At 54.3% G+C, this 16,696-nt stretch carries 7 protein-coding genes; 1 reads left to right on the forward strand and 6 read right to left on the reverse strand.

Features of this window, described 5'->3' with window-relative positions:
- Nucleotides 1–85: 85 nt before the first annotated feature.
- Nucleotides 86–289: a hypothetical protein gene (locus Q3V30_RS12520; RefSeq protein WP_306206114.1), complete on the reverse strand. Its 204-nt coding sequence runs from the start codon at nt 287–289 to the stop codon at nt 86–88.
- Nucleotides 290–534: 245 nt separating this feature from the next.
- On the opposite strand from Q3V30_RS12520, the gene Q3V30_RS22705 reads away from it, so the two are divergent.
- Entirely contained in the window at nt 535–657 is a 123-nt protein-coding gene (locus Q3V30_RS22705) for a SymE family type I addiction module toxin (RefSeq protein ID WP_346433466.1), read from the forward strand.
- Here the strand turns inward: Q3V30_RS22705 and Q3V30_RS12525 are convergent.
- From Q3V30_RS12525 to phoA, 5 genes are all read right to left on the reverse strand, one after another.
- The gene (locus tag Q3V30_RS12525) at nt 654–1,022 is read right to left on the reverse strand and encodes a DUF596 domain-containing protein (protein WP_306206116.1); all 369 of its coding nucleotides are present in this window, start codon (nt 1,020–1,022) and stop codon (nt 654–656) included. The genes Q3V30_RS22705 and Q3V30_RS12525 overlap by 4 nt on opposite strands.
- Nucleotides 1,023–1,277: 255 nt before the next feature.
- On the reverse strand, nt 1,278–1,574 hold the full coding sequence (locus tag Q3V30_RS12530) for a contact-dependent growth inhibition system immunity protein (RefSeq protein WP_306206117.1): 297 nt from the start codon (nt 1,572–1,574) through the stop codon (nt 1,278–1,280).
- Nucleotides 1,571–12,907 (reverse strand): hemagglutinin repeat-containing protein, encoded by an 11,337-nt coding sequence (locus tag Q3V30_RS12535; protein ID WP_306206118.1) that lies wholly within the window; start codon nt 12,905–12,907, stop codon nt 1,571–1,573. Before Q3V30_RS12535 ends, Q3V30_RS12530 begins: the two co-directional genes overlap by 4 nt.
- Before the next feature lie 12 nt (nt 12,908–12,919).
- Complete coding sequence (locus Q3V30_RS12540) at nt 12,920–14,590, reverse strand: ShlB/FhaC/HecB family hemolysin secretion/activation protein (RefSeq protein ID WP_428979263.1); 1,671 nt, start codon at nt 14,588–14,590, stop codon at nt 12,920–12,922.
- Nucleotides 14,591–15,095: 505 nt separating this feature from the next.
- A complete protein-coding gene (gene phoA, locus Q3V30_RS12545) occupies nt 15,096–16,502 on the reverse strand; it encodes an alkaline phosphatase (RefSeq protein WP_306206119.1) in 1,407 nt (468 codons plus the stop codon).
- Nucleotides 16,503–16,696: the final 194 nt, after the last annotated feature.

Raw genomic sequence — 16,696 nt, forward strand, 5'->3', positions numbered from 1 at the left:
TAATGGAATTACTCTATATCGGACAACTTAAGATAAGTTATTAGTTATTAAATAAGGTCCCAGCTAAAAGGCTGGAACCATTTCACTAACAAGATGACATTTTATCTAAAATGCCCCCCAAATTACTCAGCAATATAGCAGCACTTTCTTTTTCCGAGCCAATCCTCGTTTCAAATTCTTCTATATCAATACCATTGAAAATTTCATTAAGCGCTGAATTCAGAATGATTATCTCACTTTCTGTAAAGTTTATTTCCGCATTACTTTTTGTGCATGATAATAATTTCATACTTACCTCATACCATTAAAATAGGCTCTTCCGTTCACCGGTCTGAAGACAGTTCCACCATCGCCGGATTTAGGAGTTAGCAAGAAGCTGATTCTGGTTGATCACAATAATAAGCCAGAAGTACATATTTTCAAAGCGTACGGCAACTGAACGTGGGAAATATTAGCATCCACTTCGAAAAACGTTCAATCGGCATGAAAACGTATTATAGCTGCCGCTGCAGCATCAATCTCAACGGTAACTGAGTGGTAGAGGCAGGATTTGATCCAGATACGCCGGTTACCGTGACTGTAGAGCATGGACAACTGATAATATGGTCTGTGACTGAAAGAAAAAAAAGATCCCGCCATGAAGGCGGGATCTTTTAAGTCCATAACTCTTTACCATCGGGTGTTAACCATACCACTCCAGCAGGAGCCTTAACCAAAAACCACATTCCATATTCATCTAAATCGTCGTTTTCATCTTCACATGGATATGGTGGCCAAACAGCTTGTAGTATCTGTATTTGTTGCTCCACAGTACCAGACAAAAATATACCATTTGTAGCTAATTTAATTTTCTTCTCATTTAATAATCGAGCCAAAATCTTAAAGAAAACTTCCTTTCGGAACAAATAATTATCAGGTAACCCAGCGCATTCAACACTGATATGCTGCCATATAGTTCCCATCGATAATCCATAAGAACTTTTGATAATGGCTGAATATATATCATTGATAGTTTTCATCATTTAAATTTAACCTCCACCCTTCTTCCACCATTTATCGATGGAGTCATTAAATCTATAGTCCATTTAGCACCGGTTTGTTGTGCCGACGTTGAAAAGTCCCTCAATGTCAAAGTACTACCAGCAGAAGGTCCTTCCGTGACTTTAACCGAATACACCGTATCTTTGCCTGGGACCACCTTAGCTGATGGTATATTCTCTGATCCCGCAAGCTGCTTGGCTTACATGGTAAAATCCCGGCTCGGTGGCCGGGATATTTTAGTTCATTTGCTTACTTATATGTTTCAACCATTCTTCAGATGAAGACCATTCATTAGGGTAATAATAACCACAATCAATTTTGTTAAGCAGTATGTCCTGCAATTCATCATCTGAGAGAGAAAGAGCTAACAGATAATCTATTTCAGCTTTCATCTGCGACCGTTCTTCCGCAGTCTCAGTAGCTTTATAAGCTGCCAATGTTTCATCTGCATTACCAAATAACACCTCAAAATCCTGGTTAAAATAACACCTTAACAGGTATGACAGTGAAGGGTATTTTTCATTAATATTCATGGCGTTGGATATCCAGTGATAATTTTATATCCACCAGGCATTGAAGGATCTCTTCCAATGATAATTCTGGCATTTTTAGCGGGTACAGCACTTGTTGAGCCGCGAGTAACACTAATACCGATAGCAGAGGAAGATTGATAATCAAGTTCTAAGTAACCCTTTTGGCTACCAGATAAATAATTCTGGATTTTCGCTTGATTGCTATCAACGGCTTTGCTTGCCACAGTTTCTGCTGTAGCTCTATCAGTAAATGTCGATGCTGTTTTTGTATTACCTGTTGACACTCTATCAAATAACTCCGCTTCAGTTTTTCCTACATGTCGATCAATCAAATGACCGCCTGCTTTTTCATGAGCTGCCAACCCGCCACCAGGAACAATAGTACTACTTTGTCCGGTTGCCGATGTTTCATTCACTCCTGCTTTACTACCCTTTCCAATACCTGTTGCTATCCCAGCAGCACTGGTTCCAGCTACTTGGGCCAGCGAGTTTATCGCAAGCTGCTTCGCCTCAGATGAATCACCAGACATCAGCGCGTTATGAATTGCGGCGTTTCTGTCTGCCTCAAGCTGAATCGTCGTCACCTGAAGGATCGAAAGTTCATTCTGTTCTACCGGGCTCAGACCTCCATCAGTACGCGCCTTTTCCAGCAACTCACTGGTACGCCTGGCATAATCAGCCTGCAACTGGCCAACTTCATTTGCTTTATCAACACAATCCTGAGCACCAGAGCAGTTCACAACGCTTTCATGCTGTTCAGCATTTATTTTCTTATATTTTTCAATAACAGCGCTGCAGGCATCTCCCTGGCACTGGGTCATTTCTCTGGCCCGGTCCTGGTTTTCATTAACCTTTAGCGCATTATTCTCAACCGCATTCTTCCCGGCTGAAGCAGCGGCAACCGTGCCGCTCATGTTGCCGGAGGCAAGGCTGCCTGCAAGTCCTGCAGCCAGCGTGCTCAGCGCGCTGATTTTCTGCTTCTGCTCCTCGCTGAGTTTACCATGCTCAACGCCGGGATAAAGCTGCTGCGCAATAAACTCGCCCATCGCCGCGCCCGACGCGCCCGCCAGCGCGCTGTTGCCCGCCGCGTAAGCCGTGACAGCGCCAACCACCGCGTGCGCCATCAGGTTGGCTTCCACGTTCACCACGTCTTTGCCGTCCGGGCCTTTCGTGGTGGTCATGTCGTGGATAACTCCCGCCAGATAAGGCGCGGCTGCGCCCGCTGCGGCGCCCTGCACATTACCCGCCAGCAGACCCTGTACCGCCGCCGTTGCCGCCTGGATCCCTCTCTGAATGTCGCTGCCGGTTCCCCACTCAGCCTGCGTATTCCGGTAATCGCTGCTGTTCTGCAGCTTCTCGTTGTAATCAGCCCACTCACCCTCAGGTGCGCCCGCAGCAGGTTCATGGATATTTTCCTTCGCCAGCTGCGCCTTGCCCGCGATGGTGGCGCGGATATCTCCTTCCGTCCGCGCCACGTCCATCGCCTGGGTGGCAACCTCACCCACCAGCTGCGCGATCTGCAGCCGCTTCTGCTCTTTCTCCTTGTCGAATATCGGGCTGATGCTGCCGTTGGCTCCGGCCGTGTCATGGCTCAGCGTGCTGACATCCTGCTTCTGCGCCGCCTGGTCACGAACGATCAGCGTGCCGTCAGATACCGCCGCGCGCGTCACTCCTTCAGCATGGCCGCTCGCACCCAGTCCGCTGAGCAGCGAAGAGGCCATGTTGCCCAGTACCTGGCTGCCAACCGCGCCACCTGTGCTGAAGCTGCCGCCCAGATGTTCAACCTTGTAGTCCGCCCGGTTACTGATATCACTGAACCCCAGCGTACCGGTGTCGAGACGGTTCTTATCCGCCCCAGCCGTGGAGGCAATCACCGCGCCGTTAAGCTGCGTATGTCCGCCCGTGGTGATATCAAAGCCCTCTTTACCGGCATAAATGCCCGTCTGCTCGATTACCGAATCGTAATTGCTCTTCATTTTGTCGCGGCTGGCGCTGAGATAAGCCGAACCGGTCATCGAACCAAAGGTAAAGCTGCCGCCCGCACTGACGCTGGTCTGCCTGGAATCGTAATTATTGCTGTCCTGCAGGCTGCTCAGCGTGAGATCGCGCCCGACATCCGCCACCACTTTCTCACCGCTGACCTGTGCGCCAGCCAGCGTGGTGTCGCGGCCGCTGGTCAGCGTCAGCTGATGCCCCGCATCCAGCGTGGTTTCGTTCTGGCTGACCCCGTTGCCCTTCTCTTTCCCGGTGCTGCGGTTAAGGCTGGCGGAAACCGTTATACCCCAGCCGCCCGATCCCACGCCCACACCGATTCCCAGCGTACCGCCCTTACTCTCATTTTTGCCGGTAGTGAGGTCGGTATCCTGAGCAGAGAGCAGGTTGATATCGCGTGAGGCGTTTAACGCAACGTCCTGCCCGGCTTTGAGCTGGCTGCCTGCAATGGTGATGTCGCCGCTCTGCGCACCGGCTTTGTTGCCGTTCGCCGCAATCGTCAGATTATTTCCTGCATTCAGCGTGCTTCCGGCGGTGTGATCCTGCTCATTGTGGGTAGTGGATTTTGAAGACTGTGACCCGTAGGTCGCAGAAATCCCGATGGCATTATTGTTGGAAGGATCGTTACCTTTAGCAGCATCCATCCGGGAAGCCTGCATCGCCTGCACGCCCGACAGTGCCGCTTTGGTCGCCTGCAGTGACGCCAGACGGCCATCGCTCTCCTTACTGGCGGTCTGCGCCGTGGTTACCGCACTGTTGACCGCACCGCCCACCGCGCCGGAGAGGGCAATGGTCAGCCCGCTTGATTTCTGCTCAAACAGCTGGTCGCTGGTGCGTTTGTCATGGCCCGGGTCGATCACCACGCTGTCGCCGGTCAGAGAAAGATCCCGCCCTGCCACCAAATCGGAGCCGCCAACGTGGGCCACTCCACCAGCCGTTACCGTGAGATTGCCGCCGGTGCTGCCAACCATGCTGCCGCTTTGACTCTGCGTGGATCCTTTCTCTTTCAGCTCCTGACGGGTTTTGGTGCTGCCGATAGTGAAGCCGATGCCGCCACTGCTCATCAGGCCGCTTTTCTTCTTCTCGCTTAAACTCCAGCTGGCGTCCGTATTAGTCGCCGCAACGATATCCACATTGTTGCCTGCTTTAAGCGAGACATCTTCATCACCCGCCACGGCAGAGCCTTTCACCAGCAGGTTATTACCGGCATTCAGGGTGACGTTTTTCCCGCTCAGTAACGTTCCCTGTTCAGTTGTACTGCTCTTCTCTTCAACTTTGTGCGTGGTGGTTTTTTTCAGGAAACTCTTTTTGGTTTTGGTCTCCTCTTTGTAGTGGTAATCGCTGTCGGTTGCGGTTGTCAGGTTGATGTCCTGCCCGGCCGTGACGGCGATATCCTTGCTGGCCTTAACCTGTGCGGCCTCGCTGTTAATGTCCCGACCGGCGGCGAGTGTTGTATTACCGCCGCTGGCTAACTCCGTACCCTGCTGACGTACAGAATCGTTGATCTCCACTTTTTTACCGGCTTTATAACTGTTGCCGGAGCTGGTTTCTGCCGCCAGCAGATTAAGATCGCGTCCTGCCTGCAGGGCAATATTCTTCTCCGCCGCCAGGCCGGCCGCATCGCTGTTGAGATCGCGACCGGCGGCAAGCACCAGATCGCTGCCGCTGGTTAACGTGGTGCGATCCAGCCCGCTGGCATGCGATTCACTTTTGCCGTGCTGGCTGTTCTGCGTTGTGGCTGCACTGTTCAGGTTGATATCATTGCCCGCACCCAGCGTGGCGTTACCCCCGGCGCTGACGGCACTGGCCGTAACGTCCAGGTCATGACCCGCCTGCATAGCGAGGTTCGCCCCTGCGGAAATCTGGCTGCCTTGCGTAGTGGTTGTGAGCGAGGAGGTTGCCTCTTTCTTTTGCCAGCCATTTTTGAAGCCCGACTGGGCGCCCCCCTCCACCTGCTGGTTGCCAGCAATGGCAATATCATGCCAGGCATCCATCAGCAGGTTATTTCCGGCGCTCAGCGTGGCGGCGGTAACGTTGATATCGTTGCCTGCTTTCAGGCTCAGCGAATCTGAAGCAGTGATGGCCGCGGTGGCGCCATTCAACGTTTCGCTGAATGAGAGATTCATGCCCTTGCTATTGTGGGCATCAAGCTGCCACTGTTGGGAAGTCGTCAGGTTATTGATATCTCCGTTAACGCTTTCCAGCGCCACGGTTTTACCGCTGATGGTTGAGCTGACGTTATTGATGTCGTTCAGCGCGCTCAGCTGCAGGTCACCGCCCGCCTGGATAAGGCCCGCACTGAGGTTACTGAGTGAGTTCTGGCTGTCTACCTTCAGCGCATTCCGGGCAGCGATGGTGCTGCCATTATTGGTGACGTTGCCGCCATTAAGCGTAACGTTATTGCCGGCAATTACGCTGCCCTGTTGCAGATCGGCATCTTTAGCCGAGAGATAGACCTTCGGCACCATCACCGTCTCGCCGTTAACCGTGGCGGCCTCCCACCAGATAATGCTCTTATCCAGTGAGGCAACCTGATCGGCGCTGAGCGACACGCCAAACTGCAGCCCCAGCGATTTTTGCGTGGCTGCGGCGTTATCCATCAGGTAACGCATCTGATCCAGATCTGACCCAAGACCGTTGATGTAGCGATTGCCCGTTCCGTTAAGGACGGCGTTGCTGACATAGCGCGTATCGAAGGCGGCATCCCCCAGAAAACGGTAGTCATACTCCGGCTTCAGGCTGAGGCGATCGAGCAGATAGGATGAGCCGAGGAAGGCATTTTCATCGGTATAGAGCGTGCGGGTTTCCTGCGGGGCGGCAGCAGGATGGATGCCCAGCAGCGCATTGAGATCGCCGAACAGGTTGGGGTCCAGCTCCCCCAGGCCGTTAAGCTTAGGGTTTACGGCGATCAGATAGGGACTTTTACTGTCTGTGGTCGCGACAAAGTAGCCATTGGCCCCGGAAGGCAGCGGGTAGGCGCTGAGATCAACGCTGCTGGCCTGAGGAGTCTGTAACCCAGACGCACCCTGAGTGCCGGAACGAATATCAGCGAGGGAGCTATTTTTCCCCAGATCCGCACTCTCTTTTCCAGTGAGTGAACGATCGGTCAGGGCTGTTTGTAATGAAGGTGCCGCTTCCAGGCCGGTGGCGCTGTTTACCTGGCGCAAAGCATCCTGCAACCGATCGTGCCACTGCGGTGTGTTGACGGCAGCGTAGCCTGAAGCAGATAACTGCTGGCGCTGAAGCGCGCCCGACTGGCTTACTGATTTAAGGCCGTTGACCGTTGGCGCAGCGAGGGTGTTGCCGCTCCATCCCGCATTGGCCGTAGTGTTGCTGTTGCTGATATCGCCACTGAAGCTGGCGCTTATATTGCCGCCCGCCTGAATTACGGCGCGGTAGAGCTCTCCAGGAGTAAATACATTTTCATGCCCGGTAAGATAGTAGGTAAATTCGCTGCCCTTGGTTGCGTTACGCGTTCTCTCTTCACCAATGGTGCCGGTGGCTAAGGCCCCCTTATATTGATAGACGAGATAATCGCTCTGGGTGCCAGCCTGCCAGGACTGGTTGTTTAACTGGTTACCGGAAAGGGTAATATTGCCTTTTGCCAGAACGTTACTGGCCTGGTTCTCCAGACTCCCCGCCTGGACAACCATATTCCGGCCGGATGAGATACGACCCGCCCCGCCGTTACTGACCACTTCTACTGTGGAACTTGAAAGCGCAAATCTCTGAGTAGCGGCTTCTTCTGTAGGGGCGTAAAGATCTTTCCTGACTATATTTCCCCCAACGGTACAATCACATCCGTTAGCGCCGCCGATTTCACGTTCCGGGGTTTTGGTGACTGATGTGTAATACCCGTAATCCCCCACGGCCAGATCCCAGATGGTGATTTTCATCGTGGTATCGCCCACGCCAGCGCGGGTCGGCGCGGAAGTAGTGCTCTCCGTAACGTGTAAGCCGTCGCGGGTATTCAACAGATGCCCGGTCTTGATGTTGATATCACCATTCTGCGTTTCAATGGTGCCTGAGGTGTTAACCACTTCGCCATTGGCGTTGCCCGCTGCGTCCCGCTGAAGCGTCAGGTTGTTGCCAGCGAGAATATCGCCCCGCTTGTTCTGAATGCTGTTGGCATAGAGGAAGAGATTATTAGCCGCATAGAGCAGCGCCGCGTTTACCAGGCTGCCTGGGGTGCTGATCGTCAGGCTGCCACGCGTGCCCGTAAAACCATTAAGCGTGACGTCGCTGCGGCTGGTCAGCGTGAGGTTGCCGCCGCCCTGCAGGCTGCCATTACCGTTCATGACGATGCCGCTGCCGCTCAGGCTGCTGTCACCGCTGCCGCTGGTCAGCTGACCGTTGTTAGTCAGCATGCCGCCAGCGCTGACTGTCAGCGCCTGCCCCTGCATGGTGCCCTGGTTTTCCAGCGCGCCGTTGCTGCTGACGCTGAGACGATTGCCGGCAGCAAGCACACCTTTTGCGGTGAAGGCGTTAATGATTTTCAGCGTCGCATCGCCCAGCGCCACTACCTGACCGAGCTGATCGAATCCATTACTGTTAACTACCAGCGTACCGCCGCTAAAGAGTTTACCTGCCGCCTGCTGGTTAATTTGTGACGCTGTCACGTTTAGCTGCTGCGTTCCCAGCAGGGTGCCGCTGTTGGTGAGCTGCTGATAATTGACAGTAAGATTGGCTGCCTGAGCGGTTCCCTGATTGGTCAGCGTGGTGCCGCTCAGCGTCGCCTGCTGATCCGCCAGCAGCGTCCCGCTGTTTGCCGCGTTTGCCGCATTTAAAATAAGCCGCGTAGCCTGTAGCCAGCCGCTATTTGTCAGCTGTGGCGTGTTGAACGTCAGTTCGCCGCCAGAAAGCAACTTGCCGCTATTGGTGGCAAGGCCGGTGGCTTTGATGGTGCTGGTAGCGCCGCTCTGGATCAGCCCGTAGTTATAGAGTTCCGGCGTAGTTAACGTCAGCCCCTTCTGGCTGAGCAGCGTGCCGGAGGCATTATTGGTCAGGCGCCCGCTGAGCGTCATCAGCAGGTTATTATCGCCCTGCAGACGGCCGCTGTTATTCACCGCACCGCTGGTCAGGGTCAGCTCCTGGCCCTGAATGTTGCCGGAGTTAGTGACCGAGGCGGCCTCAAGCGCCAGCTTTCCTGCCGAGAGCAACGTTTTGTTCTGCTGCTGCGTAAAGCCACCGTTCAACTTTACCGTCAGTGAGTCAACGCCGCTGATGTCACCGTTATTATTGAGTGTGGAACCCGTCAGCGTCAGCGATTTAGCCATCCACTGCCCCTGATTGGTCAGCGCCAGAGCCTGCAGGGCTGCCGTACCGTTAGCGGTGATTTTACTGCCCGAGTTCGAAGTGAGTTTATCTGAGAGAGTCAGTTGCAGAGCATCGGCACTCTGAATAGAGCCGTTGTTGATCAGCTGCTCTGCCTCCAGCAGGATCTGCTCTCCCTGCCAGCTGCCGTTATTGGTTATAGTGCCACCCTTAACCGTCAGCGTGCCCTGGGTCAGCATCGATCCTCCGCTGCTGTTCACCAGCTCACGCACTGGTGCAGCCAGCGCCATTCTGAGCACGCTGCCTGCCGTCTGCGGCAGTGCGGCCAGCGTCAGCGCCTGTAATCCAATCAGGCTGCCCTGATTGATCACATTTGCCTGGCTCAGCGTCAGCGTTTTTCCCTGTACGGCGCCGCTGTTCGTTAACCTGGATCCCGTCAGCATCACAGCCTGATTGCTGAGCAGAGAGCCGCTGTTGGTCAGGGTCTGAGCGCCGATCTGCACCTCACCCTGACTTAACAGCTCGCCGGTATTACGCAGCTCTCCGCTTACGCTGGCGGTAAGCCCACCGCTGCCCAGAACAGATCCCTGCTGCTGCCAGCTATCTGCCGTGATTTCCGCTCTCTCTCCCTGTAGCGTGCCGGAAGTGGTGAGCTGTCCGGCAGTAAGCGATAATGCACCGGCTGAGAGAGTTTTACTTGCCAGGCCAAGAGTAAGACTATCCGCCTGGGCAGTCAGCGAGTCACTGCCCTGCCATAGGCCGCTGTTATTCAGCGTACCGCCCTGCAACGTCAGGCCGCTGGCGATAATTTTGCCGCTGTTCAGCAAGAGTGGCGCAGAGAAGTCAGCGGCTCCCTGACTCAGCAAAGTACCGATGTTGTTCAGTTCACTGCTGGCGCTGCCATGCAGGGAACGGGTTCCGGTAATTGCGCCCCGGTTACCCAGCGTGGTCAGGTCAAAGCCAAGCCGGTCGCCCTGCCAGCTGCCGTCATTGCTGGCGCTGCCGCCTGTTACTGTCAGTTCACCCCCGCTAAGGAGTCGTCCGCCCGCCTGGTTGCCGAGCTGCTGGAAGTGGGCAACCAGTGACTCATCACCCTGAAGCAGGCCGCTGTTTATTAACTCTTCGCCACTCACCTTAAGCTGGTTTGCCGCAACGGTACCGCTGTTATTCAGGTTACGGGCGTTGATATCCGCCTGCTGCTGCGCCAGCAGTTGTGCGCCAGAGCCATTAGTCAGCGTGTCACTGAGATGGGTAACGAGGCTGTCAGCCTGCACGCGTCCGTTGTTAGTGAACTGGTTGCCGGTAATATTCAGCGCATCGTTAATCTGCAGCAGCCCGTCGTTATCCAGCCGCTCCAGCATCAGGTTTAACGGGCCGCCGCCAAGCAGTTTTCCGGCAACCTGGTTAGCGAGAGAAGTGGTGTTCAGCGTCAGTTCGCTGTTGCCCTGTAAAAGCCCGCCGTTGATTAACAGCGGTGCGCTCAGGCTCAGGCGATCGGCCGCAAGCGTGCCCTGATTAAGGATATCGCTGGCCTGCAGAGTAAGCTCCTGCCCGCTCAGCAGGCTGCCGCTGTTACTGAAGCTATCGGCAACCTGCACTTTGAGCTGTGACGAAGCCCGTGTGTTGCCACCGTTCTGCCAGTTCTGCGCCGTCAACGCTATCCGATCGGCCTCTACCGCGCCCAGATTATCCAGCGTTGTGCCGTTAAGGGTCAGCGCACCAGCACTGAGTAACTGGCCTGCGGCCTGATTACGCAAACTGTTACCGCCAAGCGTCAACGAGTCATTACCCTGGATCAGGCCACTGTTGATCAGATCGCCCTGAAGCGTCAGCGCCTGCGCAATCAGCCAGCCCTGGTTATCAGTGGCGTCGGTCTGTAGCTGAATGCCCTGCTGTCCAAGGATCTTACCCGAGTTATTCAGGCTGCCTGCCTGTAAATCCGCCTCATCTTCACTCAGCGCGTTGCCGCTGTTTTGCCAGCTCCCGGACTTCAGCGTCAGCTGCCGCCCCTGCAATAATCCCTGATTATTAAGCGCGCTCGCCTGCAGCGCCAGTTGCCCGCCACTAAGCAAAGTCCCGGCATTATTCAGGTTCTCGCCGCTGACGCGCACTGCCCCGCTGCCCTGCAGCAGGCCGTTATTGTCGAGTCCGGCGGCATTAATCTCCAGCGCGCTGGCCACCACTTGTCCATCATTGCTGAGCTGCTGCAGGTTCAGCTGCATGCCCGCATCAGAGAGCAGCAGGCCATCCTGTTGGTTAATCAGGCTGTTATTGCTGGCAGTGAGGCTGGCGGCACTGATTTCACCCGCGTTAACCAGACGGTTTCCGCTGAATGCGAGCGCAGCGTCACTGGTTATTAAGCCGCTGTTCTGCAGATCGGGCAGATTAAGGGCAAAGTCATGTGCAGAGGTGATGGTGCCCAGCGCCTGGTTTGTCAGCTGACTGCTGCTGATCCCTAACAGATCGCTTCCCTGAATCAGCCCATTGTTCTCAATCTGAGCGCTGTTGATCGTCAACGTTGGTCCTGAGAGCGTCCCCTGGTTAACCAGCCTGCTGCTGGTTACTGCCAGCGACTCTTTAGCGGTGATTGCCCCGCCCGCCCTGTTATCCAGCAAATCAGCTGCCGTGATTTTCGTACTGCCCTGGCTGTTCAGCGTGCCGCTTTGTTGGAAACGATCGGTGTTGATCTCAGCGAGCGCGCCCCCCAGCATTTCCCCACTGTTGTTCAGCGTGTGGGTGGTGACACTCAGGCTGTCGCCCACCAGTTGACCGTTATTGGTCAGGGCATCCGCATTAATACGCTGAGCCGCTTTGGCTACCAGCGCACCGCTGTTCTGCGCCTGCTGCGCCTTTAATGTCAGGCCTTTGCCAGCCGTAAGCTGACCAGCATTATCAATTTGCTTTTGCGCTGTCAGCTGGATATCACCCGCGGCGTTAGCCGTACTGGCTTTATCAACCGAGAGATCGCCGCCGTTGAGCTGGATAGTTTTCCCCGCCGTCAGCTTACTGCTGCTGACAGCCAATTTACCGTTACCCGTCAGGCTGATTGCCTGATCACTCACCACTGTGCCTGCAGCCAGGGTGATATCCTGCTCTGCTTTCAGCGCTACCGGGCCTGTAGATTTATTATCGCCGTTCAGGACGATGCTCTGCCCTGTGACCTCCAGTGCACCGCTGCTGAGGCTTTTGTTCAGCGTAATCTTCCCGCTGGCATCAAGAGAAATATCCCCCTGACGCGCATTCAGATCGCCAAGGTTAACCCCAACGCCCTTTTCGCTGGAGACTAACCGGATACGGTTGGCATACATTCCTCCCAGCGCGCCAGTATCCACCGCAACACGTGGCGCCGCGCCTTCCCCCGCAATAGGTTGAGAAGTTCCGTCCGCCGCGACACGGTTAGCCCCGGCAATCACCTTTAAATCGCGGGCATGGATAGCGGCATTGACCTCGGTGGCGCGGGAGATAATGGACAACGCATCCGACTGGCTGGCATCAATCCCCTGCCCTTCAACGGTGATCGTTCCCCGGGTCACTTCCAGCGCCTGCAGATTACCTTTAGCGTCGAGCTGCGGCTTACCGGTGGTTAACGTCACGATGGGCGTGTTGATAAAACCGCAGCCGTTACAGGTGATGCCATAAGGGTTAGCAACGATAACGTTGGCGCCTTTCCCCGCCACTTCGGTATATCCCTGAAGCTGTGAACGACTGCCGCCGGTCACTTCGTTGATGATCCCTCTGGCCTCCTGCCCCGCCTTCAGATTGGTGTTGTTCTGAATCAATCCTCCGAGCTGCGTTTTCGTCAGCTGGCCGGTGGCATTATTTAAAATTACCCCTTCTTTCCCGACGTTGTACTCTTTGAACTGATTATGGGAAATGCCTGCTCCGTTTGGCGTGGCGATATTAATTACCGGTACACCGTTCGCTGCTTTATCCAGCCTGGTCCCTGCGGTAACGGGGGTCATGGTGGCTGAGAGGGCCGGCAACAGCGGTTGCCAGGCAATCAGCGCACAGACCAGGTAGCTCAGCAGACGTTGGGAAGTGCGCAGTGGATGAAGTCGATTTTCCATAATCATTGCCTTTTAAAAGACCAGAGAAACACGGTAATAAACGGAGAGACGATCGGGTCCAAGCGAGTCGGGATATTTCACCGGCACGCCTAAAGTGAATTGCGTGGCGAAATAACGGTTACCTGAAGTAAGCCCTACTGCGCTTCCCCATAAAGTGCCCGAGGATTCACGATCGTAGCGGTCGCTCTCCAGCCATCCGCCGTCGAGCGCCAACAAACCATTAATCTGTCCCAGCAGAGGCAGCGTGAATAAGGCGTAATTAAGCTCATTACGCAAATAGCCGCCGTTATCGCCGGAGAGGTACTGTTCTTTAAATCCCCGAACCGAGCTTTCGCCGCCAATAGTCAGGCGCTCGCTGCCATACAGCCGGTCGGGCGACCACTGGCCGTAGGCGCTGCTCAGCCACCAGAGGTCCTGGTTAAGCGGGCGCTGGAAGCTGGTGCTCAGACTCCATTTGCGAAAATCAGCCTTGGGCAGATCGTCGCTTTTACCGCTGTCGCTCTCTGCCTCCAGCCAGGAGACGCCATGGCTGAACATCGGGTTAAAGGTGGCAACGCCTCCGGCAATTTTCTGCGTATGGTTAACGCCGAACTGCAGGCTGGTCAGTTTGCGGCTGCTGCTCTGAAGAAGGGTGTCGTTCAGCCAGTTGCGGCTGATACGGTGATCCAGTCCGGCTACTAACGCCGTTTTACTCTGGCCGTTACGAAAGGCGACCCAGGATGCGGTGGCACGGTGGATCTGACTGTCGCCATGAGAGAGCCAGCTGAAGCCATTATTTTCAAAGCGGTTGCGATAGTCGCTCCAGCTGTAGTTGTAATTCATCAGCCAGTAGCCATAAGGCACGCTGACGCCTGTTTGCAGATTGCGTGCATCACGGGAGGAGGAGAAAGCGCTGCTGCGTCCGCCGCTGATAAACCACTGGTCGGCAATCCCCAGCAGATTGTTAGCGGTGACCGAACCGGCCATCTGCCCCACCCCGGTGCTTTTCTGTCCACTATTATCAAAGGAGAGGGCAGCGGAGAGAGGAAATTCAGGCTTCTCTGTGAGATTAACAATGGAATAACCAGGATTATCACCCGGCAGGATCTCAATCTGAACCGGCGTAGTACGGAGACGGTTAATTTGCTCCATCCCCTGCTCAATATCACGCAGGTTAAGGATGCCGCCTTCCAGGTGTGGGAAAGCCATTTTCAACTGAGTTGAAGAACTCTTATCCAGCCGTATTTGCTGTAAACGTCCTTCCAGTACGGAGAGAGTTAAAACGCCGCTGTTTATATCCTGTTCCGGAATAAACGCTCTGCTGGTAATGTACCCACGGGAGAGATACCAGTCAGATATATCGTGCGTTAACTTTTCAATCTGCGCCATGTTTATACACTGGCCCAGCAAAGGCGCGCTAAGTCTGTTTTTCTCAGCTGCGGAAAATAACGAAGCGTTATTAATAACGATCTTTTTGATAAGGAAGCAGGGGCCAGCCTCCCGATTATTGGTAACTTTATCTGGAACTTCAGGTTGCAAAGTGCGCTGCAGCTCATCACGCTGTAGCTGATTGTTCTGTAATATATTCTGCTGCTCTGTTTGCAGCTGATCGCGATCGGCCGGGCTTAACGGAGCCGCATTTGCCCCTGTTACACAAAAGAAAAAAAGCCCCAGCCACAGTTTCCCTACACGGTAATTCATCATCATGATAAGCGCGCTAATCTGTAAATATCCTGTAAGGATCTTATGTCAAAATGTGACCTGCAAACAATAAGAAACCACCCAATTAATCAGAGAAAATGATATATATTTTGAAATTTAGCTTAAGGAATTCGATTATCCCCGGCTAATACAAATCCTCTTTGCGGAACGCGCGTTTAAGTGAAACCGCTAATAAACGATCTGCTTAACTTCAGCTGATATATCGCCAGTTAAAAGGCAGGAACAGGACGTTCCGTGATGGGATCTGTTAATGTGTTCGCTGTAAAAGATTCTGAATACCAACATGATGATTTCCACAGCGTCAGGCTTCATCAGCAAGTTCTGACTGTAGAGGAGTGGAACAGCGTTAGCAGAAACAGGCGCAACAGAAGATAACGGGAGTATTGCAGGGCTGATTAAAAACCTTTCGGCTCAGTTCCAGGTGAATTAATGATTTTAAAAGGAGAGCCGATCTTCAGCACAACCAGCTCCCCACACTTTTAAATCGTTATTTAATTTCCATCGCTGCTTTCAGGGTATAGAACAGGTCAGTCTGGTCGGTCAGACCTACGACGTTGGCGGCGTGAGGACCATAAGCCGCAACGCGAAGCTGTGTGCCCGTATGCCCCTGCGAATCTTCCTCTGAGTTGCCGTAGCTGATGGTCATCAGGCCGCCCTCTCTGGTAGTCAGCGTCTGGGTCAGTCCGGGTGCTTTGCTGTCATTGGCGACGATCTGACTGGAGTGCGCATGGTCAGCGGTCACAATCACCAGCGTGTTACCCTCTTTACGGGCAAATTCCAGCGCCCGCTGCACCGCCTCATCCAGATCGACCGTTTCACCAATCTGTCCGCATGGGTTGGCAGCGTGATCCTGTTTATCAATTGAAGCCCCTTCTACCTGCAGGAAGAAGCCGTTCTCATTTTTGCTCAGCAGCTCAATCGCCTTATCGGTCATCTGGGCCAGCGTTGGTGTGGAAGCGGGACGCTCATTATTAACTTCACAGGTCACGGGTTTGCCCTCAACGTTGCCGTGATAAGTCGCTTTTGGCCCTTTCCAGCGCACAGGCATGTTTCCCTGCGCAAACAGGCCCAACACAGGTTTGTCCTGGCTGGCTTCAGTGACGCCATTCATGCCGTTCAGGTCGCTTACCCACTGATAGCCGCGCAGCTTAGCCTGCTCCTGCAGGGTTTTGCCCTGCCATTCACCCGCCTTAGCCGTTTCGCTAAAGGTTTTGCCGCCGCCGCCCAGCGTCACGTCCGCTCTGGCATTCAGCAGCTGCTCGGCAATAGAGCCTTTACCGCCTTTCTCAAGCGCATTGGCAGCACAAAGTTCGCTGGTCTTTTCCGGGCCGTAGCACTTACGTGAGGTGACATGGGCAATTTGCGCGGCTGGAGTGGCGTCTTCAAGCTCTGCTGTCGAGACGTTGCCGGTACCTTTCCCGGCTGCTTTCGCCATTTCCATGATGGTGGGGTGATCTTTGCCGTTGACGTCCACGCCAATCGCGCCGTTGTAAGACTTCACGCCGGTGCTCCAGGCGGTGGCAGAAGCGGCAGAGTCGGTCACGTAGTCAGGCTTGTGGGTCTTCTTATCCAGCGAATAGTGGGTGTACTGGCCCGTTAACGGCAGCGCATCGATCCCCTTAAAGAAACCGCCCGCCCCTTCTGCATAGTTACGTGCCGCAGTGATCTCTGAATCCCCCATGCCATCCCCAATCAGCAGGATAACGTTTTTGGCTCTGTTACTGTTCAGAGAGGCTTTCAGCGCTTCAGTCTGGTCACCCGTGAGGCGGCGTGCACCGCCAGGCTGCGTGATATCACCTTGTGCGGCGCGGCTGTAGGCTGCCACATCGGCCAAGGCGGTGGAGGAGATGACCGTAGCGATAAGGGAGAGGGTAAACAGGCTTTTATATTTCATTAACTCGACGCTCCATGATGAAGTTTTGCTAAAGATTTCAGGGAGCCAGTTTGCGACACAACCATGATAGTTTTGTGTCAGAGGCATTTCTGTATGATGACAACGGTTTGCCGCACGCTCTGCTGGACAAGCGCTGTGCCCACCCTTTAAGCCGATAGAATAAAAGAAAAATATGCTTGACCGGACGCCTTCTA

The organism is Erwinia pyri, assembly GCF_030758455.1.
Classification (GTDB): Bacteria; Pseudomonadota; Gammaproteobacteria; order Enterobacterales; family Enterobacteriaceae; genus Erwinia; species Erwinia pyri.